20 protein-coding genes, 2 tRNA genes and 1 pseudogene are annotated in these 26,897 nt (G+C 37.6%); 18 read left to right on the forward strand and 5 right to left on the reverse strand.

Features of this window, described 5'->3' with window-relative positions; translation table 11 throughout:
- Positions 1–109: 109 nt before the first annotated feature.
- Positions 110–185 (reverse strand) — tRNA-Phe (locus ACFIJK_RS00005).
- 398 nt (positions 186–583) lie between these two features.
- Between ACFIJK_RS00005 and ACFIJK_RS00010 the strand changes: the two genes are divergently transcribed.
- The 3 genes from ACFIJK_RS00010 to ACFIJK_RS00020 all read left to right on the forward strand — a co-directional run bounded on the left by ACFIJK_RS00010 (position 584) and on the right by ACFIJK_RS00020 (position 5,082).
- Complete coding sequence (locus ACFIJK_RS00010) at positions 584–1,747, forward strand: phosphoserine transaminase (protein WP_375625598.1); 1,164 nt, start codon at positions 584–586, stop codon at positions 1,745–1,747.
- Between the two features lie 382 nt (positions 1,748–2,129).
- Positions 2,130–3,419: an adenylosuccinate synthase gene (locus tag ACFIJK_RS00015; protein ID WP_375625600.1), complete on the forward strand. Its 1,290-nt coding sequence runs from the start codon at positions 2,130–2,132 to the stop codon at positions 3,417–3,419.
- A gap of 241 nt (positions 3,420–3,660) precedes the next feature.
- Positions 3,661–5,082 (forward strand): hypothetical protein, encoded by a 1,422-nt coding sequence (locus ACFIJK_RS00020; protein WP_375625602.1) that lies wholly within the window; start codon positions 3,661–3,663, stop codon positions 5,080–5,082.
- Between the two features lie 203 nt (positions 5,083–5,285).
- On the opposite strand, the gene rpoH is transcribed toward ACFIJK_RS00020, so the two are convergent.
- The 3 genes from rpoH to ACFIJK_RS00035 form a co-directional block, all read right to left on the reverse strand.
- Positions 5,286–6,170 (reverse strand): RNA polymerase sigma factor RpoH, encoded by an 885-nt coding sequence (gene rpoH / locus ACFIJK_RS00025; RefSeq protein WP_273790355.1) that lies wholly within the window; start codon positions 6,168–6,170, stop codon positions 5,286–5,288.
- Positions 6,171–6,318: 148 nt separating this feature from the next.
- On the reverse strand, positions 6,319–7,323 hold the full coding sequence (locus tag ACFIJK_RS00030; protein WP_375625604.1) for an RluA family pseudouridine synthase: 1,005 nt from the start codon (positions 7,321–7,323) through the stop codon (positions 6,319–6,321).
- Positions 7,324–7,352: 29 nt separating this feature from the next.
- Entirely contained in the window at positions 7,353–8,783 is a 1,431-nt protein-coding gene (locus ACFIJK_RS00035; protein ID WP_375625606.1) for an aldehyde dehydrogenase family protein, read from the reverse strand.
- A 468-nt stretch (positions 8,784–9,251) separates the two neighbouring features.
- Here ACFIJK_RS00035 and ACFIJK_RS00040 point away from each other — a divergent pair, with 468 nt between their 5' ends.
- Positions 9,252–11,831, forward strand: coding sequence for a DNA translocase FtsK (locus ACFIJK_RS00040; RefSeq protein WP_375625608.1), 2,580 nt, complete (start codon positions 9,252–9,254; stop codon positions 11,829–11,831).
- Positions 11,832–13,007: 1,176 nt separating this feature from the next.
- Positions 13,008–14,714: an ATP-binding protein gene (locus ACFIJK_RS00045; protein WP_375625610.1), complete on the forward strand. Its 1,707-nt coding sequence runs from the start codon at positions 13,008–13,010 to the stop codon at positions 14,712–14,714.
- An 18-nt stretch (positions 14,715–14,732) separates the two neighbouring features.
- On the opposite strand, the gene mscL is transcribed toward ACFIJK_RS00045, so the two are convergent.
- Positions 14,733–15,140, reverse strand: coding sequence for a large conductance mechanosensitive channel protein MscL (gene mscL / locus ACFIJK_RS00050; RefSeq protein ID WP_375625612.1), 408 nt, complete (start codon positions 15,138–15,140; stop codon positions 14,733–14,735).
- A 1,326-nt stretch (positions 15,141–16,466) separates the two neighbouring features.
- On the opposite strand from mscL, the gene ACFIJK_RS00055 reads away from it, so the two are divergent.
- The 13 genes and pseudogenes from ACFIJK_RS00055 to ACFIJK_RS00115 all read left to right on the forward strand — a co-directional run.
- Positions 16,467–17,549 (forward strand): quinone-dependent dihydroorotate dehydrogenase, encoded by a 1,083-nt coding sequence (locus tag ACFIJK_RS00055; RefSeq protein WP_375625614.1) that lies wholly within the window; start codon positions 16,467–16,469, stop codon positions 17,547–17,549.
- 139 nt (positions 17,550–17,688) lie between these two features.
- Positions 17,689–17,765: transfer RNA gene (locus tag ACFIJK_RS00060), tRNA-His, on the forward strand.
- A gap of 695 nt (positions 17,766–18,460) precedes the next feature.
- On the forward strand, positions 18,461–18,625 hold the full coding sequence (locus ACFIJK_RS00065) for a hypothetical protein (protein ID WP_375625616.1): 165 nt from the start codon (positions 18,461–18,463) through the stop codon (positions 18,623–18,625).
- A gap of 88 nt (positions 18,626–18,713) precedes the next feature.
- Positions 18,714–19,613, forward strand: coding sequence for a hypothetical protein (locus ACFIJK_RS00070; protein ID WP_375625618.1), 900 nt, complete (start codon positions 18,714–18,716; stop codon positions 19,611–19,613).
- 592 nt (positions 19,614–20,205) lie between these two features.
- A complete protein-coding gene (locus ACFIJK_RS00075; protein ID WP_375625620.1) occupies positions 20,206–20,745 on the forward strand; it encodes a hypothetical protein in 540 nt (179 codons plus the stop codon).
- Positions 20,738–21,625, forward strand: coding sequence for a hypothetical protein (locus ACFIJK_RS00080; protein ID WP_375625622.1), 888 nt, complete (start codon positions 20,738–20,740; stop codon positions 21,623–21,625). Before ACFIJK_RS00075 ends, ACFIJK_RS00080 begins: the two co-directional genes overlap by 8 nt.
- 2 nt (positions 21,626–21,627) lie before the next feature.
- A complete protein-coding gene (locus tag ACFIJK_RS00085) occupies positions 21,628–22,542 on the forward strand; it encodes a hypothetical protein (protein WP_375625624.1) in 915 nt (304 codons plus the stop codon).
- 200 nt (positions 22,543–22,742) lie between these two features.
- Positions 22,743–23,150 (forward strand): hypothetical protein, encoded by a 408-nt coding sequence (locus ACFIJK_RS00090; RefSeq protein ID WP_375625626.1) that lies wholly within the window; start codon positions 22,743–22,745, stop codon positions 23,148–23,150.
- On the forward strand, positions 23,141–23,938 hold the full coding sequence (locus ACFIJK_RS00095; RefSeq protein ID WP_375625628.1) for a beta-hydroxyacyl-ACP dehydratase: 798 nt from the start codon (positions 23,141–23,143) through the stop codon (positions 23,936–23,938). Before ACFIJK_RS00090 ends, ACFIJK_RS00095 begins: the two co-directional genes overlap by 10 nt.
- Complete coding sequence (locus ACFIJK_RS00100; protein WP_375625630.1) at positions 23,926–24,483, forward strand: hypothetical protein; 558 nt, start codon at positions 23,926–23,928, stop codon at positions 24,481–24,483. Before ACFIJK_RS00095 ends, ACFIJK_RS00100 begins: the two co-directional genes overlap by 13 nt.
- Before the next feature lies 1 nt (position 24,484).
- Positions 24,485–24,988, forward strand: coding sequence for a hypothetical protein (locus ACFIJK_RS00105; protein ID WP_375625632.1), 504 nt, complete (start codon positions 24,485–24,487; stop codon positions 24,986–24,988).
- A gap of 303 nt (positions 24,989–25,291) precedes the next feature.
- Positions 25,292–25,429: a hypothetical protein gene (locus tag ACFIJK_RS00110; RefSeq protein ID WP_375625634.1), complete on the forward strand. Its 138-nt coding sequence runs from the start codon at positions 25,292–25,294 to the stop codon at positions 25,427–25,429.
- An 892-nt stretch (positions 25,430–26,321) separates the two neighbouring features.
- Positions 26,322–26,465 (forward strand): annotated as a pseudogene (locus ACFIJK_RS00115) (DUF2924 domain-containing protein); the annotation flags it as partial.
- Between the last annotated feature and the right edge of the window lie 432 nt (positions 26,466–26,897).

Consider the following 26,897-nt stretch of genomic DNA (forward strand, 5'->3'; position numbering starts at 1 on the left):
AACAAATTAGGTAAAATTATATAAACTGTAGAAGGTGGTCTAAAAGGTGGTCTGAAAATGGCTATTTAAAGAAAAAAGCTATATATTTCAATATGTTAAACACAAAAAGTGGTGCCCAGACGCGGATTCGAACCACGGACACGCGGATTTTCAGTCCGCTGCTCTACCAACTGAGCTATCTGGGCATGCTTCATAAAAAATATAAAGCGTTTGCGGTTATAACATTAAAATTTTCTCTGTCCAGTCATCAAAAGAAAAATAATTGATTTTTTAATAAGTTTATCTCCCTATTCTAGAGAGTTATCAATGAATCTTTATCATAAAATAAATTTGATAGGCATATTGGACGCGTTAGTGTATTGTTAGTAGAATGCTGTCTTATCGTGGTGATGATACAAAAAAATAAAAGAATCAATCGAGAAGCATGATTAAGAAAGATTTTTTTATAAAGTTTCCGTGAATTTTAAGCATACGAAATAATAGAAAATATTTTTGACTTTTTTCTAAAAAGATTATTGATTAGTCTTTATAATAATTTGTTTTTCTTTATAAAGAAAGAAAAACATCTAAAAGGGGAGAAATAATGATAATGTTACAAAAACCAAGCAGTCGTCCCAATAATACTAATTTTTCTTCAGGTCCTTGTAGCAAACGGCCTGGTTGGACTCTTGATGTTCTTAAAAATGCATTAGTTGGGCGTTCGCATAGATCTAGAGAAGCAGAATTAAAACTTGCTGAAGTTATTAATTTAACCCGTGAGATTCTTGAGGTTCCTTCTAATCATCGTATAGGAATTATGCCAGGTTCAGATACCGGTGCTGTTGAGGCTGCTCTATGGTCTCTATTAGGTGAGCGTGGCATTGATATGGCGGCGTGGGAAAGTTTTGGATTTGGGTGGAATAAAGATGTTGTCGAGCAATTAAAGCTTTCTGATGTACGTCGTTTTGAAGCTCCTTATGGTGAAATACCAGATTTAACACAACTTGACTTTGATCGTGATGTTGTTTTTACATGGAATGGGACAACTTCTGGTGTGCGTATTCCTAATGCAGATTTCATTCCCCATAAGCGGGCTGGATTGACCATTTGTGATGCAACATCTGCAGCTTTTGCGCAATATCTTGATTTTTCAAAATTAGATGTTGTTACTTTTTCATGGCAGAAAGTTTTGGGAGGTGAGGCTGCGCATGGTATGGTGATTTTAAGTCCTCGTGCTGTTGAGAGGCTTGAGAATTATGTTCCAGCTTGGCCTATGCCTCAACTTTTCTATATGACAAAAAATGGAAAATTGAACGAAGATATTTTTAAAGGAAAGATAATCAATACACCTTCTATGCTTTGTGTTGAGGATTTTCTTGATGGGTTGAAGTGGGCAAAATCTCTAGGAGGTTCAGCGGCATTAAGAGCACGGGTGGAGAAAAACTTTTCTGTACTTGATGCTTTTGTTCGCAAAACACCATGGCTAGAATATTTGGCAAAAGATCCTGAAGTGCGTTCTAACACCGCTATTTGTTTAGATATTGTGGATCCAGTGATTACTGCTTTGGATACGGAAAAGCGAGTATCTTTCATAAAAGCGGTTGTGAAACGTCTTGATGAGGAAGGAGTTGCTTATGATATTGGTTCGTATCGCGATGCTCCTCCGGGGCTTCGAATTTGGGCGGGTATAACAATTGAGGCTTCCGATCTTGAAATTTTAACACAATGGCTTGAGTGGGCGTTCCAAGTTGAAAAAGCACAGCTTTAAATAATTACTGGTGATTTTCACAACGTGTTTTTAAACAGAAAAAGAATACGAGAGATCATGATAATCTTTCGTATTCTTGTATCAGACAAACAGCCTCTAAATATTACATGAATTGTAAAAGATTAAGAGGAGGAATGAATGCTCTGTCAGGTGTTGGATACGCACAAATTAAAATCTCTAATTTTTTACTTTTTGTAGCAAAAATGACAGATTTAAAATATTTTGGTATTTGCTTATCTTTATTATCATAAATTTGAAAATTTAATCACTTGAAGATTGAGAAAAATCTGAAATGAGGAGTCGCACTTGCTCTAAGGTTTCGTTATAAAGAAGTATTTGTTTTTGAATGCTGGTTTTTTGACCAAACACGACGGAGAAAGTTATGGCCAATGTAGTTGTTGTCGGTACACAATGGGGTGATGAAGGCAAAGGTAAAATTGTAGATTGGTTGTCTGAGAGAGCAGATATCGTGGTGAGATATCAGGGGGGGCATAATGCTGGCCACACATTGGTTATTGATGGAGCTAGTTATAAATTATCACTTTTACCGTCTGGTTTAGTGCGTGGCAAATTATCAATTATTGGGAATGGTGTTGTAGTTGATCCCCATCATTTTGTAGCAGAGTTGAAAAAGCTACGTGATCAGGGCGTGGAAATTACACCGGAAATTTTACGTATTGCTGAAAATGCTCCTTTGATTCTTTCTTTGCATCGTGATCTTGATGCAATTCGAGAAAGCGGTTTATCTGGTTTAAAGATTGGTACAACAAAGCGTGGTATTGGACCGGCTTATGAAGATAAGGTGGGACGTCGTGCTATCCGAGTGATGGATTTAGCAGAAAAAGATACACTTATGGCTAAGATTGAGCGGCTTTTGAGGCATCATAATGCTTTACGTCGTGGGATGGGGGGGGAAGAGATTGATTCTCAAGCGCTTTATGATGAATTGATGCAAGTTGCGGATAAAGTTTTGCCCTTTATGGATTGTACGTGGCGTCTTTTAGATGAAGGTTATAGAGGAGGGAAACACATTCTTTTTGAAGGTGCGCAAGGTGCTTTACTCGATAATGATTTTGGAACTTATCCTTACGTAACATCATCGAATACAGTTTCTGGGCAGGCATGTACAGGTTCAGGGATGGGACCTAGTGCAATTCATTATGTTTTGGGTATTGCAAAAGCGTATACCACACGTGTTGGAGAAGGGCCTTTTCCTACAGAGCAGATAAATGATATTGGTGAATTTCTGGGAGTGCGTGGGCATGAATTTGGTGTTGTAACGGGTCGAAAGCGTCGATGTGGTTGGTTTGATGCTGTCTTAGTCCGTCAGATGGTAGTAGTTTGCGGTGTTCAAGGTATAGCATTGACAAAACTTGATGTTTTGGATGGTTTGGATGAAATAAAAGTTTGTATTGGTTACGAGCTTGATGGTAGAAGGATTGATTATTTACCTTCTTCCATGGGAGCCCAAGCCCGTGTGAAGCCTGTTTATGAAACATTAGAAGGTTGGAAGGAAAAAACAGCCCATGCATTGAGGTGGGAAGATTTACCAATGCAGGCTGTTAAATATATACGCTATATTGAAGAACTGATTAACACAAAAGTGGCTTTATTATCTACGAGTCCAGAACGTGAAGATACTATTCTTATTACAGATCCTTTTGCAAATTGATTATTATTTTTAGGTTTCCATATAGATCTTTTGTTCACTTCTATATCTTTTAACAAAAAGAGTTTTTAAGAGTGCGTGAAAGAAAGGTGTAAAATGACATTGTTTATTTTTCATATTCATTTTACACTATGACAATAGTTGTACCAATATAAATGACAATAAACTTATGAGCCTAAAATAAAGCTGTTTTAGCCTGAGTGCTAGGGTTTCTTTGCTTAGTTTAAGAGAGATTATAGAGGAAATGGTAGATTTCGTTGGAATCTTAAAAAAGGCAATTAATGCACAAAATAATGTTACACCACAAGTGCGTAAGCGGATTTATAAACGGGCTATCGAAACACTAGAATATCAATTTGTAACAGCAAAAATACCACAAGCAATAGCCGATGAACAAAGAAAGATTCTTCAGAGTGCTATTGCAACTGTTGAAGAAGAATATTTAGCAGTTGAAAAGAAGTTGCTTTCTTTAGTTATTGGGTGGAATCCCACAAATGTAAATGAAGATAAGAAATATACAAAAAAAACTATATTACCAAAGAATAATGAATTTTCAGTGGTAGACATAAAAAGAAAGCAGGATTTTGTTACACATCCAAAGGATAGCAAGTTATTTGATGAGCCTTGGGTATCAGATATACCAGATGCAGAGCCTGTTAATATGGAGGCTGATGTATCTTCTCAGCATGTTAATAGCTGTGCGTTAAAGATTTCTTCGTCGCAAGAAGATAATCCTCATATTGTTTCGCATATTTTTTCTCAGGCTTTACGTCGTGCTAATAAATCATTGGTGCAAAGGCGTATTGTGATAAGTGCTTTTTCTGTTGTTAGTTTTGCTGTTTTAACTATTGGTATTTTTTTTATTGGTGGGCGTGTATTTGTATCAAATGATCATCAGGTGTTAGGAGAAAATCTTCAAGTTTCTCACGAAGTACCAAAGGCACTTTCGGTTAAGAGAAAGTTAACACAACGTTTATTAGAGGATGGGAGTGAAATTGATGTCGGTTTAAAACAAGCGACAGATTCTTCGGATGAAGAAGGAATCTCAACCGTTGTTTCCAGCAATTTGCAATCGCTTGATAAATTAGGTGAAGCTGTTTTTTATCAAGCACGTACAAATTATGATGCAGAAAAGATAGCAACCGGAAGTGTTCGCTGGACGCTTATAAAGGAGTCTTATGTGAAAGGGGCTCCAGAAGAAACAGCCATACAAGGTGATATAACAATTCCTGATGAAGGGCTATCATTACGGTTAATTTTACGTCGCAATACCGATCGGTCATTTCCTGCTGCATATATTATGGATCTTATTTTTATTCTTTCTGATAAATTCTCAGGTAAAGCTATAAGCAGTGTTCAAGCATTAACCTTTAAAGCAAGCGAACAATCTATTGGGCAGCCTTTAGTAAGAACTATTTCTATAAAAATTAACGATGATTTTTTTCTTGTCGCATTGAGTGGTAATCATCCATTTCTTGATCGAAATTTACAATTGATGCGAGAATTAGATTGGATGCGTTTGGTGTTAACGGATAAAAACGGGCGTATAAGTGAACTAACCTTTGCAAAAGGACCAACAGGTAAGTCTATTTTTAATGAAGTTATTGGACAATGGCTTGCACAACAAGATAAGTTAACAGTTCTTGGTCAAAAAAATAAAACATAGATGCAAAAAAATAAACGGCTGTGAAGAATTTTCCACGACCGTCTTTATCAATTACATACCACATACATTCAATAAAGCTTTACATATCAATAACTTAAAGAATTCGATAGGCTAATTTACAAGTATAAAGCCAAGGCATGCTTTTTTTCATTTTCACATTTAAAGAATGAGCAAACCATTGGCTTTATACTTAACTCTAGGTTTTATACTTGACTTTGAGATAAAGTAGAATCTTTGATAGAGTTTTGCACTTTTTCAAATGCACGCATTTCAATTTGTCTTACTCGTTCTCGACTAATATTAAATTCACCAGAGAGTTCTTCTAGGGTTAGTGGTACATCGTTTAAACGACGCGCTTTAAATATACGCTTTTCGCGTTCATTGAGATTGTCCATGGCATTTATGAGCATGGAACGGCGATTTTCTAATTCACTTTTTTCAATTAAAATTTGTTCTTGATCGTTAGATTCATCCACCAACCAATCTTGCAACTCACTGTTTTCCCCTTCTTTTGTTCGAATTGGTGCGTTGAGTGAAGTATCGCCACCAAGCCTACGATTCATTGATACAACTTCATCTTCTGTGACATTCAACTGAATTGCAATTTTTTTCACTTGTTCTGCATTGAGATCGCCACTATCAAGTGCTTGAAGTTTACTTTTTAACTTACGAAGGTTGAAAAACAAACGCTTTTGATTAGCTGTTGTCCCCATTTTCACCAAACTCCAAGAGCGCAATACATATTCTTGGATTGACGCTTTAATCCACCATATTGCATAGGTTGCAAGACGAAAACCCCGCTCTGGTTCGAAACGTTTAACAGCTTGCATGAGTCCAACATTGCCTTCTGAAATGACTTCCCCAATGGGAAGTCCGTAGCCCCGATATCCCATCGCTATTTTAGCTACGAGACGCAAATGGCTGGTTACTAGCCTATGCGCAGCCTTTAGATCATTATGCTCACGGTAACGCTGAGCTAACATATACTCTTCTTTTGGCTCAAGCATTGGAAAACGACGCACTTCTTCCAAGTAACGGTTTAAACCACCATCACCTGTCATTACTGATAATAAATTCATATGGGCCATATAGCACCCTCCTTTTGTTTGAATTCCCTGATAAGGCAAATTCTATGTTTTAGATAGCTAACTATCCTCATGACCTCACTCTAGCATATTTTTCAATTTTGTTCAAAAAAAGATATTTTATTGTGAAATCTTGAGAAGGGGAAAAGTTTCAATTCATTTTTTTAAAAAGCTTAATAAGTTTAGCCATATCTTGAGGCAGTGGTGCGGAAAACGACATAACTTTACCGGTAGAAGGATGTTCAAAAGTAAGACTTGCAGCATGGAGTGCATGTCGGTTGAATTGATCGATTGCATTTCTAATAGTGGGGTTGAATGTGTTTGATTTTGTTTTAAAAGCGTTTCCATAAACTGTATCGCCTATGAGTGGATGCCCAATATGAGTCATATGAACACGGATTTGATGGGTGCGTCCAGTTTCCAAGCGACATTCCAGAAGGCTAGCAAAAGATGTTGAGTTTGCATGAGAGCCATATTTTTCAAGCAGAGAAACATGTGTAACAGCATGACGAGCATAAGGGTTTTGGTTATGGATGACAGCTTGCTTTGTCCGGTTATGGGGCGAACGGCCAAGTGATGCATCAATTGTCCAGACATTGCGCTGAGGTGTTCCCCAAATCAAGGCATGGTAGCGTCGATCTAATGCGCAGGTACGTCCATGATCAGAAAATTGTGCACTGAGACTTTTATGAGTTAGATCATTTTTTGCAACAACCATAACACCGCTTGTATTTTTATCAAGACGATGGACAATGCCAGGGCGTTTAACACCACCTATACCAGATAAACTATTCCCACAGTGGTAAATAAGGGCATTAACCAATGTACCGGTCCAATTGCCATTCCCAGGATGAACAACAAGACCAGCTGGTTTGTTAATAACAATGACATGATCATCTTCAAAAAGAATGTCCAATGCAATGGCTTCAGCGCTAGGTTCTGCATCACGAAGGTCAGGCATTTCCAATTCAATTATTTGGTTAGGTTTTAATTTTGTTTTTGGTTCCTTTATGAATTGCCCATCAATTTTAAGACAGCCTTCACGGATGAGGGTTTGCAAACGCGAACGTGAGAGCACATCATGATATTGTTTTGCGAGCCACTGATCAAGACGTTGCCCAAGAGCACCTTCATCCGTTATTTTCTGTATTACCATACGATTCCTATTAAGTTTTTAATAAGATTTTACCAGTACGAAATTGCTTTACTATCGAGAAATTCTTTAATTCCCCAATGTCCTCCTTCACGAGCGCGCCCAGAAAATTTTACACCTCCAAAGTAGCTTCCACTGGGTAATCCATGTCCATTAACTTCTACCATACCAGAGCGTACTTGTGCCGCAATACGACGACATTTATTGCGATCTTGCGATTGAATATAGTTTGTAAGACCATACTCAGTCTCATTCGCTAAAGCGACGGCTTCTTCTTCTGTACTAAAAGAAAGAATCGAGAGAACTGGACCAAAGATTTCTTCTTTAAAAATACGCATATGAGGTTTTACATCAGCAAAGACTGTTGGACGGACATAATAACCGCGTTCCATTCCTTTTGGTAAACCAGTCCCGCCTGCAACAAGAGTTGCACCTTCATCAATTCCCGATTGGATAAGATCTTGAATTTTATCATATTGTTTTTTTGAAACAACGGGTCCAATATGATTTCCTTCTTGGCAGTTTGGTCCTATTTTTGTTGTTTCTGCAATATCTTTGGCTATTTTTATGGCTTTGTCATAGATGCTCTGTTCCACAAGCATACGAGTCGGTGCATTACAACTTTGTCCACTATTATAAAAGCAATGTCGTGCACCACGTTGAATAGCATCTGAGTCGGCATCAGCAAAGATAATATTCGCTCCTTTTCCTCCAAGTTCCAGACAGACTCTTTTTAAAGTAGCGCTGGCATTTTTAGAAATATCTTTTCCTGCTCTAGTTGAACCAGTAAAGCTGATCATTTCTAAATCTGGATGTGCAGAGAGGTAAGAGCCGACAGTCGCACCATCACCATTGATTAAATTAAAAACACCGGCTGGAAGTGCGGCTTCATCTAAAAATTCAGCAAAAAGCATAGCAGAAAGAGGCGCAATTTCAGAGGGCTTTAACACCATGGTACAGCCAGCCAAGAGAGCAGGAATAACTTTAAGAGTTACTTGATTCATGGGCCAATTCCATGGTGTAATTAATCCTACGACGCCGATAGGATCGTAGTGAAGGATTGCTTGCTCATTTCCCTTTATTAAAGTTTCTTGGAACGAAAACTCTTTATAAGCTTCGATAAAATTGCGAATATGGGAACTTCCGGTTGCAGTTTGCGCATTAAGCGCCATATCAATCGGTGCTCCCATTTCCATTGAAATGGTTTTTGCCATGTCTTTGGAACGTTTTTCATAGATCTCTAGAATTTTTTCAACAAATCCAAGACGCTCATTTGGTGACGTTGTTTTCCATTTTTGAAATGCCTCTTTAGCCGCATTAATTGCTTTATCGGCATCTTTTGTACTTCCAAGGCTAATGACAGCACAAGCCTCCTCTGTTGATGGATTAATGACGTCAAAATCGTGAGGAATGCTTGGCTCATCCCATAGACCATTGATATAAAATTTCCGTTTATTAAACATAATTCACTCCCTTTTTTCTATTTGTATTTATGTAATTATGATTGTCTTAGTCTAAGCCTTTTTAAACGAGGATAACAAGGGTAATCTTATAAAAACGCGAGAAATTAGATTATATCGTGATAATTGAGCATGGAGAATTCAATAGAGCAATGCTTATATACCCATTTGTATTATTGGGACTAATTGCTTTTATGAAATAGGAGAGAAAGAGGGCTATAGACAATTTTCCTGAAGTTTTCTTCAAAACAAATGAAATACGAGCTCTATGACATCATAAACGAGACAATTTATATCGTAAATATTTATATCGTAAATATGCAGAAGGGGGATTATGAATATGCATTATGGCATTATTTTTTTCATTAAAAAGTGACCATCAGCAAAAGGTTATTAACCTTCGTATGATAGTTTCTACGAATTCTTTTTGAAAAGGTTATTTTTCTCATTGCTATAAATTTGTTGGGTGCCATGCATAATTCGAAAACAAAATCTATTTCTACGCCTTCTTTTTCTGATGATGGTACGAAAGGTGCATCAAGAGAAGATTTATCTGTTAAGATTACGGAGATATTTCCTTATCCGGAAGTATGGAAAAAGGCATTTACCCTCGGAAAAAATGTCCGTTTCACGCGAACCCCAGAAGTTGAGATTTTGCGTCGTCGTATAGAAACAGATCCAGTTTTTGCAAAGCAGTTTAAAATTTTTACGAAGCAAGATCAAAAAAAAATTACAGATACAGATATTGCACGTTGTAACAAGAAAACAACAAGCGTTTCATCGACAAAAAAAGTCATTAATCCTCAATCAATAGAAAATAAAACGTCGGTTTGTCATTCAACAGTTTTGAAGCAGTTGTCACGACAAGTTACTCGTATACCATCAGAAAATATCCCACTTGAGGAGGGTAAACAAGAACGTAAATTACAAGTGGAAAATGTGCTACAAAAAATAAAACCTGCTTTGCATCTTTCCGATGATGCATTTTTTGAGTGTGAATCTTTGATATTTGAACATATGGATACTCAAACTTCAAAAGAGGATCAAACATCGATTGACACGACAAATGAAATTACATCCGATATTCCTTCTATCTTTGATGAGTCAATAACTGCTCTTTACCGTGTTCTCGAATACCGCTTTCCGCAACTCTATGATTCAATTACATCAGAATCTCCAGCGGAAAGGATGCGAGGCGTTGAGCAAATTTCTGATTTAATGCATACGAATAATGATATTACTAAAGAATGTCATTCTAAGCTTTCTGTTGAAGATCCCGCTCATACGTTAAGTAATGCAAGGGCGTTAAACGATACTGTGGCACTAAGCGACGCTGAGTCTAATATAGAGACGAAAAAAACCAATAATAATATTGTCGACTGCATAACAAAGAATGTCACACCAAATTTAAAAGATTTGTCTGTGATGCAAACAAACGGTAAAACGAAAATATTGCAATCTGCCCGCGTGCCATTAAGCAATTATGATTCTGCTTTTATGCAAAATATTCAATCTATTGACAGTGATGCTTATGAGTTTCCTCCGATCAATTTATTACAGGAACCTGTTTTTCATGAAGGTACGATGATTCCTCAGGAAACATTGGAACGCGGTGCTGGGTTTTTGGAAAGTGTTTTGGAAGATTTTGGCATTAAGGGTGAAGTTATCCATGTACATCCAGGGCCAGTGGTTACAATGTATGAATTTGAGCCTGCTGCGGGTGTAAAGTCATCGCGCGTTATTAATCTTTCTGATGATATTGCGCGTTCTATGTCTGCTATTTCTACACGCGTTGCTGTCATTCCTGGACGGAATGTTATTGGGATTGAGTTACCCAATGCGGTTCGTGAAACCGTTTATCTACGGGAATTAATTCAAACACGTTCTTTTCGTGAAAGTGAATTTAAACTTGCTCTTGCTTTGGGGAAAGGGATTAGTGGTGAGCCGGTCATTGTAGAATTAGCAAAAATGCCTCATTTATTGGTTGCAGGAACAACAGGATCAGGTAAGTCTGTAGCAATTAATACAATGATTTTGTCGATTCTTTATCGTATGACACCAAAACAGTGTCGTTTGATCATGGTTGATCCTAAAATGCTAGAGCTCTCTGTTTATGATGGCATTCCACATCTTTTAACACCTGTTGTAACAGATCCTAAAAAAGCGGTAACAGCTTTAAAATGGGCGGTTCGTGAAATGGAAGAGCGTTATCGCAAAATGGCTAAGTTAGGTGTACGTAATATTGATGGTTTTAATGCACGTGTTGCACTTGCGGCTCAAAAAGGTGAAACGATCATGTGTACTGTACAGTCGGGTTTTGATAAGGAAACAGGGGAAATGCTTTATCATGAAGAAGCCATGGATCTTACGCAGCTTCCTTATATTGTTGTGATTGTTGATGAGATGGCTGATCTCATGATGGTGGCAGGGAAAGAAATAGAGAATGCCATTCAGCGCCTAGCACAAATGGCGCGTGCGGCTGGTATTCATCTTATTATGGCAACGCAGCGCCCTTCTGTTGATGTTATCACAGGGACAATTAAAGCGAACTTTCCTACCCGCATTTCTTTTCAAGTGACATCAAAAATTGACAGTCGTACGATCCTAGGTGAACAAGGTGCTGAAACGCTTTTAGGTCAAGGAGATATGCTTCATATGGCGGGTGGGGGGCGTATTGTACGCGTTCATGGACCTTTTGTCTCTGATGAAGAAGTTGAATCCATTGTTGCACATCTTAAACTGCAAGGAAAACCTGATTATTTAGCAACCGTCACAGATAACGAAGATGATAACAAAGAGGATGCTTCTGCCGATTCAACGGTTGAAGTTTCTGAGGAAGAAAATTTTGATGAAGAGGGAGAGGAGCTTTATAATCAAGCTGTAAAGATTGTTATGCGTGATAAAAAATGTTCAACATCTTATATTCAGCGCCGACTTTCAATCGGCTATAATAAAGCAGCTTCTCTTGTTGAGAGGATGGAAGAAAACGGCATTGTTGGAGCCGCTAATCATGTGGGAAAACGTGAAATTTTACTCAATACAGGGAAATAAAAAAGCACATTAAAATGTGCGATTTTTAAAATGTTTGACAGACATTATTTAAATAGCGAATGCTTGTTTTATTTTTTAAAGCAGATGTGACCATGTATTTATAATAATATTAAAAAATTGAATGAAGAGTAATAAAACAAAAGTGATCTTTTGACTGCTGATACCAAAAGGGGAGGTATTTTTAACATTTCTAGATGATCTGGGATGTAAAGAAATTAAACAAATCTTTATATGAGAACAGATGATTTTTGTTCTCTTTTCTGATTGCAGAAAAATTCTTTGGTTAAATAATGCAGTGGTATATTTTTTTGTTTTCTCTTCTATAGCGGTTCTGATGAAAGAAAGGTCTTTTGGGGATTATGGAGAGCATCATAAGAAGAGTATCTAATATGCAAGTTTTGTTGCATTGGGTGTTTTAAAGCACTATGCTAAATTTGTTATTATTTGATATTATTGGTACAAGAAAGGTGTTCTTACGAGAAACTTTATTTGAAAAAGAAATTTTAATTTCTATTTTTATAATGCAATTTATTGATTTATAATAATAATTTATCATTATAAATATTGAATGAAAGTTTCAAATATCGTAAGATTTTTTTATTTCAAATCTGTTTCTGTTGAAACAAATAAAACGATTTTCTTGCGTATCGTAATGAATGTAGGGGTAAAAAGTTAAAAAAAAGAAATAAAAATGCCGCTTATGAACGCCTTCAAATGCCAAGAACTATTGGTGACATTAGGGGTTAAAATTAGTATAATGATGGTCCTAACCAGCTCTTTTATAAGCATAAAAATGTAATGTACAATGCCTTGCTATCTGTTATGCGGGCCTTTACATTCTACCATTTACGGATGCCGTCGTAAAATAAGCTTGGGGAGCTTGGGGGATATCTTTTTAAAACAGGCACATGAATGCGTAAAATAAGTGTATTCTTTTTGAGTACTATTTATGCGAGGGAGATGTTACCATTATTGTAACAAGTTTGTTACAATAATGGGTGAATAAGCAACAGGAGTTGGAGGATTCTTTTTATTCTTGTTTTGTTGATGAAACAGTCAAAATTTTGCTACAGACAATTGATATGAGATATCAAGTTATTTTAACCAGAACAGGTAATTGTAAACAAATTAGCATTATTTATTTGAGAGTAAATCCAACACTTTTTAGTTTTAGTTATGCCATTAAAAGCAGATGAATTGAAGTTAAATACAAATGAATTAAAATGTCAGCAAGGAGCTTTTCGTTTTACACCAGAGCTTTTGCCTCGGCCTTTTACGTGGGAAATCGATCATAATGGTTTATTTTGTGAAGTCTCAAAAGAGCTAGCTGAAGTTGTTGGTCCTCTCTCTTCCTCTATTTTAGGATGTAGCTTTCATGAGCTTGCTCATCAATTTAATGATGATCGATATCTGGTTCTCAGTCATTTTATTGAAGCTGCTATGCCTTGGAGTAAAGAGATTGTTCAATGGCCTGTTGATGGTTGCTTACAATGGCTTGATGTTGAGTTGTCGGCTTTGCCAATTTTTGATGTTAAAAAGCAGCTTAAGGGGTTTCGTGGCTTTGGTGTTTTAAAAATACGAAAAGAAGTCCAAGAAAAAATAGATGAAAAGCTGGAAACAGAAATGCCATGTCTTACGGAGATAGAACGTTCAGCTTTTCATGAAATTGCAGAGAAATTACGTGATGAATTGAATTCATCGGTAAAAGAAAAAAAATTAGTTGAAGAAACAGCTATTCAGTTACCATATACACAAACATTGCCGGTAAATGCTATAGAACAAGCTCTCGTAAAAGAGCCCGCAGCAGTTTTATCATTGTTGGATACAGCAACAGATGGTGTTTTATGGTTGGATGAAGAGGGCTTTATTCAATCAGCAAGTAGGGCAGCCTTAGCATTAATGGGTTATGAAATAAATGAACTACGAGGACAGCCACTCTCTTCATTATTTACTTTGCAAAGCCGATTTTTTGTTGAAAAATATTTTAAATCAATCCGTGTGGAGGGGAAAAATCAGGTTTTAAATCGCAGAGAAACAGCTGATTTAATGACGAAAAATCATAAAAATATAACCGTTTTGATAACGATTGTATTTTTGGCACAGCAAGGCAATTATGCTGTTATGTTGCGTGATAGGGCACAAATAGTTCCATCAGGAGGAAAAAAAGCAGAAGAGGATAAAATTGTTGGGGTTGTTCATGAAATACGAACACCTTTGAATGCTCTTATTGGTTTTGCAGAAATTATGAGAGAAGGCCGTTTTGGTTCGATAGAAAATGAGCGCTATCGTGGATATTTACGCGATATTATTTCCTCTGGAAAACATATATTATTGCTGATTAATCAATTACTAGAGTGCTCGAAGATAAATTATTCTGTTTCCAATAACCAGATTGATTCTTCCATTATTTCTGAAACATTTGATGTGATATCTTGTTTACGTGCGACGATAGCTTTTCTTGAAACTCAAGCCAATCAGAACGGCATTATCATGCGTATTGTTGCTCCACCTCATGTTCCATTTATTCCTGTATCACAACAAGTGTTTCGCCAGATTATATGGAATCTTCTTTCCAATGCTATTCGTTTTACACCTTTGGGTGGACAGATCATTGTTCACGTTTCTTATAGAAAAGAACGTGTAAAAATTTCAGTGAGTGATAATGGTATAGGGATGAACGAAGAAGAGATTATAAAGGCACTGCAGCCTTATGGTCAAGTAGAGCGCAAAGATGGCCGATCTGGTGATAGCGCTTTTATAGGAACAGGTTTAGGCCTCCCAATGTGTAAAGCAATGGTGGAAGAAAGAGGGGGACAATTTTTATTGTTCTCAAAACCCAATCATGGAACAACTGTGGAAATGTTTTTTCCTCGTGTTCCATGATGTAAATCTTGCATAAAATTATTTTTTCTTAGCCAAAAGATCTCTAATTTCTATTAAAAGTTGTTCTTCTGAAGACGTTTTTTTTGGGCTTTCTTCTTCTTTTCTACGGATTTTATTCATAGCTTTAACGAATAAAAAAAGAACCCAAGCGATAATGAGAAAATTGATAAGTAAAGTAATAAAGTGTCCATAGCTAATGGTTGCTCCAGTTGCTTTGGCGGCACTCAATGTTGCTTGTTTTTCGCCAGCAAGTTGAATAAACATATTAGAAAAATCAATTCCACCTGTAATCAGCCCAATGATTGGCATAAAAATATCATTGACAATTGAGTTAACCAAGTTACCAAAAGCACCTCCTATAATCACACCGATAGCAAGATCAATCATATTACCTTTTAGGGCAAATTCTTTGAATTCTTTAAGCATTGCGTTTTCCCCTTTATGTAAGCGATATACGGTAATTTACTTACCGCTTTTGATGAAAAAGGAAAGGGCAGATTTTATTTTTAGGATTATATTACAATATTAATGTTATTTTCAAAGAACTTTATAAGGTTTAATAACGAGCATTAGGGCTCTATTTGAATGTACATAGAACCTTTCTGAGAGAAAAGCTTTTTTGATAAAAACTATATCTGCTTTTTTCAACAGAAAGTAGAAAACCGTAACTTAATTTATATAATTGCCTCAAGATTTTTATGATAACATTAAAAAAAAGATTTTCACAGAATACCACAAAATGAGCAGCGTTGAAAGTTGAGCTATCAGGACACTTCTCAGATGAAGTGCATATATTGGTATAACATATTGTTATAAAAAGATAATTTTTAAATAAAAAATATATTTCAGTATTGATGGAAGAAATGGATAGATGAGGCAGGAGAAAACTTATAATTTAGTTCCTCTTAATTTAGTAAGCGATAATGGCAATTAGGAGGGCATTATGGCTTATCTAAAAGCTATTTTTACTGGGGTGCATGAGCTAAAATGGCGATAATTCTGATGGAAGAAACACATTTCATCTACTGGAAGATTGTATTAGTTTATAAATAGCAGAGCTCTAGGGTTTGCAAGATCATTTTGGTTTGGAAATCGTTGGTATGATAGGTGGGAGTTCAATGATCAACTGTCATTACTTAAAATATATGTTAGACAGAGCACTTATAGATGCAGAATTATATTTAGCGCATCAGAAATGGCAAAGCAAACAATGCAGTTTCTTTAAAATTTTATCAATAGAGTACAAATGATTGAATACCCTGTTGCTAATAAATAGCGCAACAATAGTATGAATTTAGATAATTTTATGAACTATGTATTCTATAAATGCTAGGAAAAATAGCTTTATAGAGCAAGCTCTGTTTCTATTGGCAACAATATCACACAAAGGAACTGTGGGAATAGGGATAATTTGCGTGCATTTTTAAGAGAATTATGAGCTTTCCTGCATGAGATGTCACAAAAACATGGTTATGGTGAAGAGCCATTGATGTTTCAATTCATGCTGCATTCTATAAGATTAGGATTCACATTTTAATCTTTAAAAAATGTCGAAAAAGAGAAACGTTTTTTAAGAATAAAAATTTTTTACACAGTATACATCAAATAAACATGTATGGCTATTGTGTAATGAATTTTCTTCTAGAAGGGAAATGTTATTTGGATAATATGCTCTCTTTGATTGGTGATCTTTTGTGTTAAAAGATATAGGTGAGGTGCGATAGATCATTTTTATGTTGTGGAGAAGGATTGATGAGTTTTTTTCGTTGTATTGGCCGTTCTGCCTTATTTATGTTGGATCCAGAGCAAGCACACAGTTTAGCGATTCTCGGGCTGAAAAGTGGATTAAATGGCTGTCAAAAGGTTATCGATAAACGTTTGTGTGTAACTGTTTCTGGTCTTGAGTTTGAAAATTTTATTGGTTTAGCAGCGGGATTTGATAAAAATGCAGAGGTTGTGGATGGTATTTTTCGTTTAGGATTTGGTTTTACTGAAATTGGGACAGTGACACCAAAGCCTCAGATTGGAAATCCTAAACCACGGCTTTTTCGTTTAAAAGAAGATGAAGCGATTATTAATAGAATGGGCTTTAATAATGATGGACATCAAGTTGTTTACAACAGATTGCGTGCGCGTAAAAAAACTGGTGTTGTAGGAGTCAACATTGGAGCCAATAAGGATACGGTCGATAAGATTGATGATTATACTGTTGGTATTGCTCATTTTTATGATGTTGCTGATTATTTTACGGTTAATATTTCTTCTCCCAATACACCAGGTTTACGTGATTTACAGGCCCGTGACAGTTTGCATCTTTTGTTGAGTGCAGTTTCGCAAGCGCGAAATGAGCAAGAGAACAAGCATGGATTCTCCATTCCTATTTTTTTAAAAATTGCACCCGATTTATCAGAGAAAGAATTAGATGATGTTGCTGAAGAAATAAAACTTTCTGATTTTAATGGACTGATTGTTTCTAATACAACTCTTGCACGCCAAGGTCTTAGCAATAGTCACCTCAGTAATGAAGAGGGGGGGCTTTCTGGACGTCCACTTTTTGAGTGTTCTACGATTGTGCTTGCAAAAATGCGTAAAAAATTAGGGAAGGACATTGCAATTATTGGTGTTGGCGGTGTAAAGGATGCACAAACCGCTTTGGAAAAAGTAAAAGCTGGTGCAGATTTAATTCAATTATATAGTGGGATGGTTTATGAAGGTCCAAATCTTGCTATAACTATTCTGCAAGAGATTTTGCAGATGATGCAACAAGACGGTGTTGATAACATAAAAGACTATCGTGATCATAGTCTTGAGCATTGGGCAAAATGTTCTTTGTAAAAAAACGCTTTTTTCTTCACAAAAAATTGCGAGATTTTTTTAAAGGGGCTTGCAAACTTTGTTGATCTTCCTTATGTCACATAAGCGAAGAATAAATGTTTACGAAATCGTGAACAGTTATGATACATTTGCTTTTTATGCGGTTGTAGCTCAGTTGGTTAGAGCGCTGGTTTGTGGCACCAGAGGTCGTAGGTTCAAATCCCACCAACCGTACCATTTGTCTTGTTACAACTTTTCTAATTCTTATTTTTGGCGTTTTGTGAGGCGGTTAAAAGCCGTGCTTGGCGGGCTTTTTTGCGTGTGAGCTGTCACGGAGCAGAGACCTTGCGCGGATGATTTTTCTCAAATTTTGTCCAAAACGGAATGATACGATCAATAATCGCTTGAAATATAAACGGGTTAACTAAATCTATAATTCTGATTGCAATTGCAACAATAAATATCTCTATCAGTATATTTACATACTTTTAGTATATTTTGTAAACCAAGAGAATCTTATTTAACTTTCATTATTATTGCTCATAATATAAACTATTAAGTTTAAACACATAAAATAAGTAAGCATAAATTTACTAAAATATGCCATATTTTTGACACAATATCCTTGATTTTATCAACTATATATTATAAATGCGAACTTGCATGAAAGTGCATTCATATCTCTAGGGGGTGTTTCGGTGGTTGATTATGGTAAGCCATTCTGGCGCGGGGACATAAGTAACCTTGGGGGATTTATTTATGCACTAAATTGGAGAAAATAAATAGGAAGTTCAAATCGTTCGCACGATTATTGCAGTGCCGATAATTTTAGTAGCAAATATAACTCTGGTACTGCGTTTGGTAGCAAGTATGGTGGTAAGGTTGGCCTTGCGGGTGGTTTTTTCGCAGGATGGGCAGGGGGGCGTAATCCTATGGCTACCATGACCTCAGCAGGCTTTGGGCAAATTGTAGGCAATGAATTCGGAGACACCATAGGCGGTTATGCTGGTTATGGTATGGCTGCTGCCCAGTGTGGCACACAGTTGTTGGGTCAATCTTTTGCTAATTCAGGTGGTGGGATGTTGATGCACTTTTGATGTAGTTCTTTGGGTTATCCTAAAGCCTAGAACGGTGGTACTGTAAAAGGTGCCACCTTTATGTTTGGAATATTGCACAGGAGGAGCTATGGGCGCGTTTGGTTTAGTGCTCGCTTATTTTTGTCTGTGGTTTGGCATGTATCTATTCTTCAAAACTATTGCTATTAATGGAAAAAGCATGTTAGGCAGGGAGAACATAGTTGCATTCATAGTGGTGGCATTGGTTGCTCCTCCCCTCATGTATGTCTTTGAGTATATAGTTGGTGTGCCGATAACATCTCCTCATGTTGCTATAATTATGTTCTTTCTTTCTTTTTGCATTGAATTTATACCCAATATAGTAAACAATATAAAATGCTTTAGTTTGGCCATTATCGCAAGTTGCCCCATTTTTTTCATCGCAGCTGGTTTTATTGTTATGAGTGATGACCTTCTGTTAGATTTTTTTGATCTGCAGCTTTCGGGCTATATTTATCTGCTTTTCATTATTCCGTTGATGATAGGGGGGGCTCGCTATGTCCTAATTGCTAAAGCTTTGAAGGAAAAATCTATGTCAGTGCTAGATTTAAGCATTTGTATTGGCTGTGGGTTTGCCATAGGCATCTTTTTTGTGTCATCACTGCTTTTATCAGACCTTCGAGAAATCTATCAACAGATAGGTTTTGCAAACAGGGAGGCAGTGAAAAAAATGTTTGATTATGCGGTGTTTGGTTTCGCTATTCTAACGGGCCAAGTTTTTTTGACATTTTTGATGGTTCTCTTTGTTACTACAAAGAAATATTATTGGTTGGTCCTTGATGTTCTTGCAGAGCTGTTTTTTAGCCTCTTTGTTTCTTATTATGTAGCGTTTGTTCATACAGATGATGACTATAGAATGGTTAAAAATTGGATTTGTTTGCTGTTTGTTGTTTATGTGTACGCGCGTTACATTAAATCAAAGAATGTGAAGCTTAGCGTGATTAACCCGTTTAAAAAGAAAACTGAGTGAGAAGACAGGAGGCTATAGTTCTTTGGGTTATCCTAAAGCCTAGAGCAGCCAACCCAGGAGGGGCAGTTTCTGGAGCAATAGTAGGCAGGGTCCCGTGGCGCAGCCGCGGGTATTGCTAAAGCTGGTTAGGATTGTGCTCGCTCTAAGTGGTGAAATTGTTGTTTGACCTGGCTTTTTAACAAGGTAAAGGCCTTGCTAAGGGGTACACTATCAGCCTCTTAGCAGGGAGTTTTTCTCCCGCAATAATATCTTGGTATGCTTGGGAGGGCAAGGCGCTTTAAGGAAATTATATGTCTGACTTAATTTTTGGAATGCTGCTTAGTTTTGGGATAAGTTCCAGCCCTCGTCTCCTTAAAAACAATGGCTTGTTGGGCGAGCACGTCATTTTTTTTGGGGGGGGCTAGCTGGCCTTTCCTGCGCTATCATCTTCGCTTATCCACATAGTGAAAGTGGGCTTCCAGACTTATCTTTGCTTTTGGTATGTTATCTTGGCATTCTTTTAATTCTGCACGAGCACTACTTATATAAATATTTAGTTCTTGGGTTCTGTGGTGCAGTTGCTACCTTGTGTATTGGGGCAGGTTTTGTATATTTGAGCTCTTTGTTGCCATTGCCTGCTTTGTCTGCTGCTAATAATAGCCAGCAGCAGGTGGTGCATTACATGAGTTTGGTTGCTGCAAACTATCCCTTTTTTATCCTTTTGATATCAGTTTTAACTGCGGAGCTTTTGCGTTTGTGGTTGCTTCGCGTATATAAGCCAGAATTAGCTGCGCGTGAGGTCCTTTATTTCGGGCTGGGCTGTGGGGGTGTTCTAGACTTATGCTATAAGACCCTCCCAGCTCTTTTTCTTTACTTGAATTACCGTGTTGATAGGGCGCCACAAATGGTGGGCTATGTCGCATTTGAATCTTGTCCACAAGCGATCAGCTATCTTATTGCCGCGGGCATGATTGTATTGATGCATGTTGTAAATACGCGCTTTATGTATCTTGGTTTCCAAGATAAGCGCAAGGTCTATTCCTATCTGCCTTTTGTAATTCATTTTGCGGTTGGTCTTTTGTTTATGTTTGACATTTCTTCAGGCTATGCAATATTAATAAATTCTATTTTTGAGGCTTGCAATAATGCTTGACAAATTGACATTATCTGTTATCGGCGCCGTTTTTTGTCTGGTGCTGATTATTTTTCCTTTGATGAAGAAAAAAACATTGGTTGAACATTTGGTTTTCTTGCTCGTTGTTTTGTGTCTTGTTTTTCTTTATGTTTATGGCGCTACGAGTTATTTTCCTTATTATGTTTTGGCGCTTTCGCTTATATTGGGGTACCGCTGGTTACTCTCTTTGGTTAAAACGTTTAAAGGCACGAAGGCGATTATTGGGTCAAGCGCTGGTTGTTATGTGCTTTTGATTTTTTTTCTATACGGCTTTATGCGTATGATAGGCAGTTTGATTTTAGATTTTTCTGCTTATAGTACGCCTAATATTGTTTTTGCTGTTGGTCTATTCCCTATAGGCATGGCGATTATGCAGTTTTTTTTGCTCTCTCATTGGGTGGCAGAAGATAATGGCAATGGTGTAGAGGCAGGACTGGGCGTGGGAATGGGGATTTGGGGGGCTGCTATAGGGCTTGTACTGCTTACATCTCTACCAGAAACTGTGAAAATCCTAAAAGGGGCTTTTAGTCTTGATAGGGACGCCTTACTTTCTTTACTTGAGACGGTAATATATTATGCGTTTATTATAGGTCTGAATCTTTTATCAACTTTCTTAATGCTTGTGGTTTGCCTTGACAAGAAATGGCGTTTTTTTGTTCTTATCCTGCTTTTACAATGCTTGGCGGCTTGGGCGCGCTTTTCATGGCAGGCCGCTGAGCCAGAACTTCTTGCAATTGGGCATTATACAATCGCTACTATTCTTATGTTTGCTCTTATGCGGCAAATTTATGATTTTGTGCAAGACAGATTATCCATGAAGAAAAATAGCAGTTACGTTGTAGTAAATGAGGGGGCATAATAATGTTGGTTTTATTTATTACTTCGCTTCTCGCAGGCCTTATTTATGGCGCTGTCATTTATAATTTTTTTCGCTCTACGTTTAGTTGGATAAATGTGCTGTTGAGCGGCATAGTTTTTGGGGTGATTGTTCTGTTAGTATGGCGTTACTCGGAAACAGAACATAAACTTGATGCCTTACGTTTACTGCAAGTGCTTGGCGTTGTTTTTCTTCTATGTGTGTTTCATCATTTTCTGAAGTTCAAATTGGTTGTCGCTGGTGCTGTGGGATGGTTTGTTGCTAGCTGCATTGTTTTCGGGCTTATTGCTTTTTGGGAGCAATCTGTAATAAAAACGCTTTATATGATGAATATTGTTGAAACCAAGAGTCGTGCAGAGCAGGGGCTGGCGCTTGTTTTTTTATTTTTAACATTTTCGGTTTTTTTTGTTGTAGCAGAAGAAGCTATGCGTCGTTGGTTAGTTACTAAGTTTTATCGGTGCTCGCCTAGTTTTTTGTGGCGTTTGCCGCTGAATATTGGCATAGGCTGGGGTTTATGCGAATTAGTTTATAAGGCGCTAGGGCCTTTCCTTGTTTATAATGGCTGGCCTATTCGATCTAGTTTATTAGCCGGTGAATATGTAATTTTTTATTCCTGGACGCAAGCGAGTATTTTTTTGTGTGCTTTAATGAGCGTTATACTCATGCATATTTTCAATACATGCTTGGCGTATCGTGGTGTTGTTACGCGCTCTAAATTTTATGCGTGTGCGCCTTTTTTTGTCCACGCTATTGCTAACTGTTTCGGTGCAACAGTGATGGTTACAGAGAAGGTTTGGTTTAATGTTGGGGGCAGCTTGTTTATTCTACTTTGTGTGATATTGTTCGTATATTTTGAAAGCAAAAATCCTTTAATACAAAACATAAAATTGCGCGCTTAAAGTGTTGTAGAGTGATGAATAACTTTGCGTACTCTAAGTATGGCTAGAGAGCCTGATATGCGCTTTCTGTTCTGCAAAAAATAGAGAAGGTTAGCACCGGCGTAACGCGTCCAGTACCAAGAGCGACGTCATTTCTGCACTAATTGGGGGGAGGGTGTGCTAATGGCCACGCGCATATGGGAGCCTAAAAATATGCTATCATGCGACTTTCTAGTGTCCTCCATGAGATTGAAGCTGGGAATCTTGAGGCGGTGGTAACGCATTATTGCAAAAACAAACCCTGGCTAGGGTTTGGTCATTCGATTATGCAACGGGATGTCCGGGTTGATTTCTTTTTTTTACGCTTTCAGGCGCCTATGCGCCCCTTCAGTTCGCTTGCGCGATCTATTTTGGACAATACAGGACTGCAACCCAATGTCGATTTTCTAATTGCAAGCATCATGAGCAAACATCGGGCTGCTCCTGAGCTGGGATTGTTGGCTTTTTTCGTTTGTCGTATGCCTATACTTCTCGCGCACTATCAAGCGCGGTTTAGCACTCATTCCTTCAGTTTATCATCAAAGGATTTAAGAAAAAAATATAAAAAGGTCTCCCAATTATGGCTATAAAGCATCACACCGAGCCAAATTTCTTGGGTATATGTCAGAGTATCACCTTAACCACACCGATGCGTGCTTGCGGGCAAATCGATATTTCTCACTGGAATTTAGCCCATAACTATTTGAAACAGGGCTTGTTACTCGAAGCCTTGCATCAGTTTTCAGTTCGATTCGCCACCGTGGTGGCTAAAAACTCGGATCTCACTTATCGCTATCTCCCTGTTATAGTTGAACAGTTTTTCTCTACCGCCCATTTTGATAGCGATCGGTTGCGCGTTGAAGGACATATTGAACCCATTAATGAGGCCTACCGTATTCACTGTAAGGCCAGCACATATGACAATGGAAAGGCCGTTATTGCGCAGGCAATCATCATTGTCAGTAAGGTCTTCTTCCCTAGCTCGTGTTCTGAGAAAGCCGCTCTTCCATTACTAGGCGATTTATGTAAGATTTCCTCCGTAACCGGAGATTCTTGTACTTTTTCATTTAATGCGCATCACCCGCTTTTTGAGGAACATTTCCCCTCCCGCGCCGTATGTCCTGGTTCACTATTGATTGAGATGGTTCTGGCTTTGGCCACGCAGGGTAGGGCGACAAATATCGCATCTGTTGCGCTGAAAAAAGTAAAGTTCATTGAAGCAGTTTATCCGGGAGATACCTATCAGTTGACCATTAAACAGGATACAGAGGGTGAACCGGGTGGCGTTTTTTATATTCATACGGAAACTAAAAAACGAAGCACTTGCGGTAAGTTTTCTATCAAATATAAAAAGGGGGATGCGCCATGTTTAACATAATAATCTCTTTTATTCCGTGGAGTATTTACTCCTGGGTTATCAATGGAAACTTTTTAACTCTGGTCGAATGCTCTCTCATCTTGACTGTGCTTTTATTATTAATTATTGCTCTGAATATTAAATTTATCCGACAGGGAGAATCCGTGATGATTACGAACATTCTGGCATTTATTGTCCTGTTTGTTAATTATTTCGCTGGATGGTCTACACTTTTACTGAACTACCCCACAGTTTTTTGCTATCTGTCACTTGCTCTGGTTTCATTGATGAGCTTGCTGGTAAAGAAACCCTTTACCATTTTTTATGCTCCTGCTGGTGTTTCTGAAGAAAAACGCAAACATATCCTCTTTTATCTCATCAATAAATATATTACATGGATTTGGGTCATCATCTTTTTTGCCAATGGTCTTCTAGGGGCTTTTTTTACATGCTCCCCCCAGCTTTGGTTGATCACTATGGGTTTAATTTGGGTTGGTATTCTTTTTTCTAAATATCTTCCTAACATCATACAATATTTTTATCGCATCAAACATCATGGAGCATAATATGTCATTGTTTAATATTCTGACCGGAACCCCTTTATGGGCTTGGGTTTTGCTTATTTTTCTCATCGCGAGGGGAATAATCGCATTGAAAGATAGGGAAACGAAGGTTTACCGCCTTTTTCTCTTGCCGTTAGTCTTTCTTTTTTTGGGTGCAAGCGATGTGATTAACCAGCTGGCCTTCCCGCGCTGGGGAGCAATCGCAATGTTGGCAGGGCTGATGATCGGCTTTGGCGTTGGCTGGTTGCTCTGGCGTGCTACTCCGCGTTTAAAAATCAAAGAGGGAACGGATTTCATTATTCTGCCTGGTACACGGTTGACGCTGACATTTATTCTTATCGCTTTTGTCATCAAATTCACATTGATTGTTTTTCTCAAGGTTGAACCTGATTTGAAATATGCCTTTGATTTTAACCTTCTTTTTGGTCTTTTAAGTGGGTTTACTGGTGGTGTGTTGTGGGGCGGCACATTAAATTTATATATAGCATTTCGAAAGAATCCAAATTAATCCCTATACCATTAGCTGTGGGTGCTTCCCATTAGAACTATTTCAATAGAAGCTTATACCTAACAACAACGCTGCATACAAATGCAGCGTTGCCTCGTAGTTTCAGATTTTTTTATCCCAGCACGTGAAGAGGTGAGGGAAGTGATATATCTGACTATGCCCCCTTGGGGGAAGAGCGAGCCTAAAGGTTTAGAATGCTATGAGTTTGAGCTAGCTGGACTTTGAGCAGATGGTTTATCGCTCATGGGAAATCATTTTGTTTTACGATTCAAAAAGAGGATAGTGATGGTCTCATTGGCGTAGGTGGGCAAGAAAACTGTTAGCTTGGCAATGCGTCAACAATTTGTAGAACTATGTTGTGGAACCCCTACGCAAAGCCGTTGCTATGATGGCATGATGCTTTTGTCAAGCATTATGATATGGGGAGGAACCAGTGTTTAAGGGTGCAACTGCGGTCACTATACGATCCAGTAGCATTACGTTTTTACGTTTGAGTATTTAGGAGCGGTAGACTCTGTACAGGCTATGCGTACAATATGTGAAGCACGCTTGCGGGAATCAGTGTGTCATTATTGTGTTGTGCACGCAACCCTCTAGCGAGTACTTCATTGGTAAGGCTGTTTTTTGAAGCTAGTTGTAATTATCTGTGTGTTTTTAAAGAGAACGTTAGCACCGATGTATCGCGTGCAGTACCATTTTCCTTTATAAAACTATTCTCATTTCTTTTGTTTCTTTAAGAAATCTGCACTTCTCAGCCTTTTTTGCATATGATCGATAACGTAGCTCAAGTTCCTTGAGACAGTGAATTTTTCTCTCTTTTTGCTAAAAATGCCCAAACCATCTTATTTAGTCGAGACTTAGTTTAAGAAGGGATCTTCTAAATTTATTATTTTTTTCAATAGGATATAAATTTCTCGTTTTGGGTGCGCGGTAGACTTATAGTAGTAACAAGCTTAGGCGTATAGTTAGCAGATACCGTCATTATTGAGGAGTTTATTTAAATTGTGTTTGATCGATTGAGGTATACAGAAAAACGTGATCAATAAGCTTAGGTTTATTGGTTCTAAGCGTGGAGGGGGGTGAGCTATCCAATGCAAAAGAATAAATTGTTTTTTTGCGCTGAGCGTTGGTTATTTTTCGACATAATTGCATTTTGGTCTAACTTTGTGAACACACACTATTTCTGACTAATCGAGGAAATAGAACATTCATGTGTTGAGAGGATTAGACAATGAGTTGTAAACAATTAGAGCAAGAAATAGCCACTGTAAAGTATACGTCAATGTAGGAGTCCAAAGCCTTATGACACACTTATTTCAGTGACGATTATTTAGGACAAACGCATCATGTGCTTGTGGTGCCAAAAGGCTATCAATATGAGGGAAAGATTTACAAAAGCTTGAAAGCTATTGCCAAGCATATTACCGACATCAATTGGAATGGCCATTTATTTTTTGTCCTTTTAAGGCGTGGATGAGAGGGTGACAGGGGACAAGAAAGGTGCTTAAACAAGCGATAAAACCAATACGCGGCGCTATATATAGACGTAAATTCACCGAAGAAGGCTTAGGAGTTTAACTCACTGGATGACAAAAAGAAGCAGGCGAAAGCTTTGTTAAAGCTTATTGTCATGAAGGTTGGCAATGAATACCAACGTTGTTGATAATGTAAAAATCATGCCGCAATATATTTAAGGAGTGAGTGCAAGAGATTAATACATTCCTATGGCAGATTGTAGAAGCATGGTTTGCGATCCTAATTATATGATTGGTAAGGCCAAATCATTCAGGGACAAAATGATAAGAGCTATATTTTATTATGAATCTGACGCACAGTATAAAACCTATAAAGGTAAAGCGTTTTATAGCATGGGGAAGATTTTCAACATGTTGTCGGACGTTTGAGGGTG

The organism is Bartonella sp. PS17NMGDW, assembly GCF_042193555.1.
GTDB classification, from domain to species: Bacteria; Pseudomonadota; Alphaproteobacteria; order Rhizobiales; family Rhizobiaceae; genus Bartonella; species Bartonella grahamii.

Excerpts from the sequence above, each read along its gene's own strand:
- ACFIJK_RS00035 (WP_375625606.1), bottom strand. The coding sequence starts at position 8,783 with ATGTTTAATAAACGGAAATTTTATATCAATGGTCTATGGGATGAGCCA.
- rpoH (WP_273790355.1), bottom strand. The coding sequence starts at position 6,170 with ATGGCCCATATGAATTTATTATCAGTAATGACAGGTGATGGTGGTTTA.
- ACFIJK_RS00100 (WP_375625630.1), top strand. The coding sequence starts at position 23,926 with ATGTTTAACATAATAATCTCTTTTATTCCGTGGAGTATTTACTCCTGG.
- ACFIJK_RS00090 (WP_375625626.1), top strand. The coding sequence starts at position 22,743 with ATGCGACTTTCTAGTGTCCTCCATGAGATTGAAGCTGGGAATCTTGAG.
- ACFIJK_RS00055 (WP_375625614.1), top strand. The coding sequence starts at position 16,467 with ATGAGTTTTTTTCGTTGTATTGGCCGTTCTGCCTTATTTATGTTGGAT.
- mscL (WP_375625612.1), bottom strand. The coding sequence starts at position 15,140 with ATGCTTAAAGAATTCAAAGAATTTGCCCTAAAAGGTAATATGATTGAT.
- ACFIJK_RS00015 (WP_375625600.1), top strand. The coding sequence starts at position 2,130 with ATGGCCAATGTAGTTGTTGTCGGTACACAATGGGGTGATGAAGGCAAA.
- ACFIJK_RS00020 (WP_375625602.1), top strand. The coding sequence starts at position 3,661 with ATGGTAGATTTCGTTGGAATCTTAAAAAAGGCAATTAATGCACAAAAT.
- ACFIJK_RS00030 (WP_375625604.1), bottom strand. The coding sequence starts at position 7,323 with ATGGTAATACAGAAAATAACGGATGAAGGTGCTCTTGGGCAACGTCTT.
- ACFIJK_RS00045 (WP_375625610.1), top strand. The coding sequence starts at position 13,008 with ATGCCATTAAAAGCAGATGAATTGAAGTTAAATACAAATGAATTAAAA.
- ACFIJK_RS00065 (WP_375625616.1), top strand. The coding sequence starts at position 18,461 with ATGGCTACCATGACCTCAGCAGGCTTTGGGCAAATTGTAGGCAATGAA.
- ACFIJK_RS00095 (WP_375625628.1), top strand. The coding sequence starts at position 23,141 with ATGGCTATAAAGCATCACACCGAGCCAAATTTCTTGGGTATATGTCAG.
- ACFIJK_RS00085 (WP_375625624.1), top strand. The coding sequence starts at position 21,628 with ATGTTGGTTTTATTTATTACTTCGCTTCTCGCAGGCCTTATTTATGGC.
- ACFIJK_RS00040 (WP_375625608.1), top strand. The coding sequence starts at position 9,252 with ATGCATAATTCGAAAACAAAATCTATTTCTACGCCTTCTTTTTCTGAT.
- ACFIJK_RS00010 (WP_375625598.1), top strand. The coding sequence starts at position 584 with ATGATAATGTTACAAAAACCAAGCAGTCGTCCCAATAATACTAATTTT.
- ACFIJK_RS00080 (WP_375625622.1), top strand. The coding sequence starts at position 20,738 with ATGCTTGACAAATTGACATTATCTGTTATCGGCGCCGTTTTTTGTCTG.
- ACFIJK_RS00105 (WP_375625632.1), top strand. The coding sequence starts at position 24,485 with ATGTCATTGTTTAATATTCTGACCGGAACCCCTTTATGGGCTTGGGTT.
- ACFIJK_RS00070 (WP_375625618.1), top strand. The coding sequence starts at position 18,714 with ATGGGCGCGTTTGGTTTAGTGCTCGCTTATTTTTGTCTGTGGTTTGGC.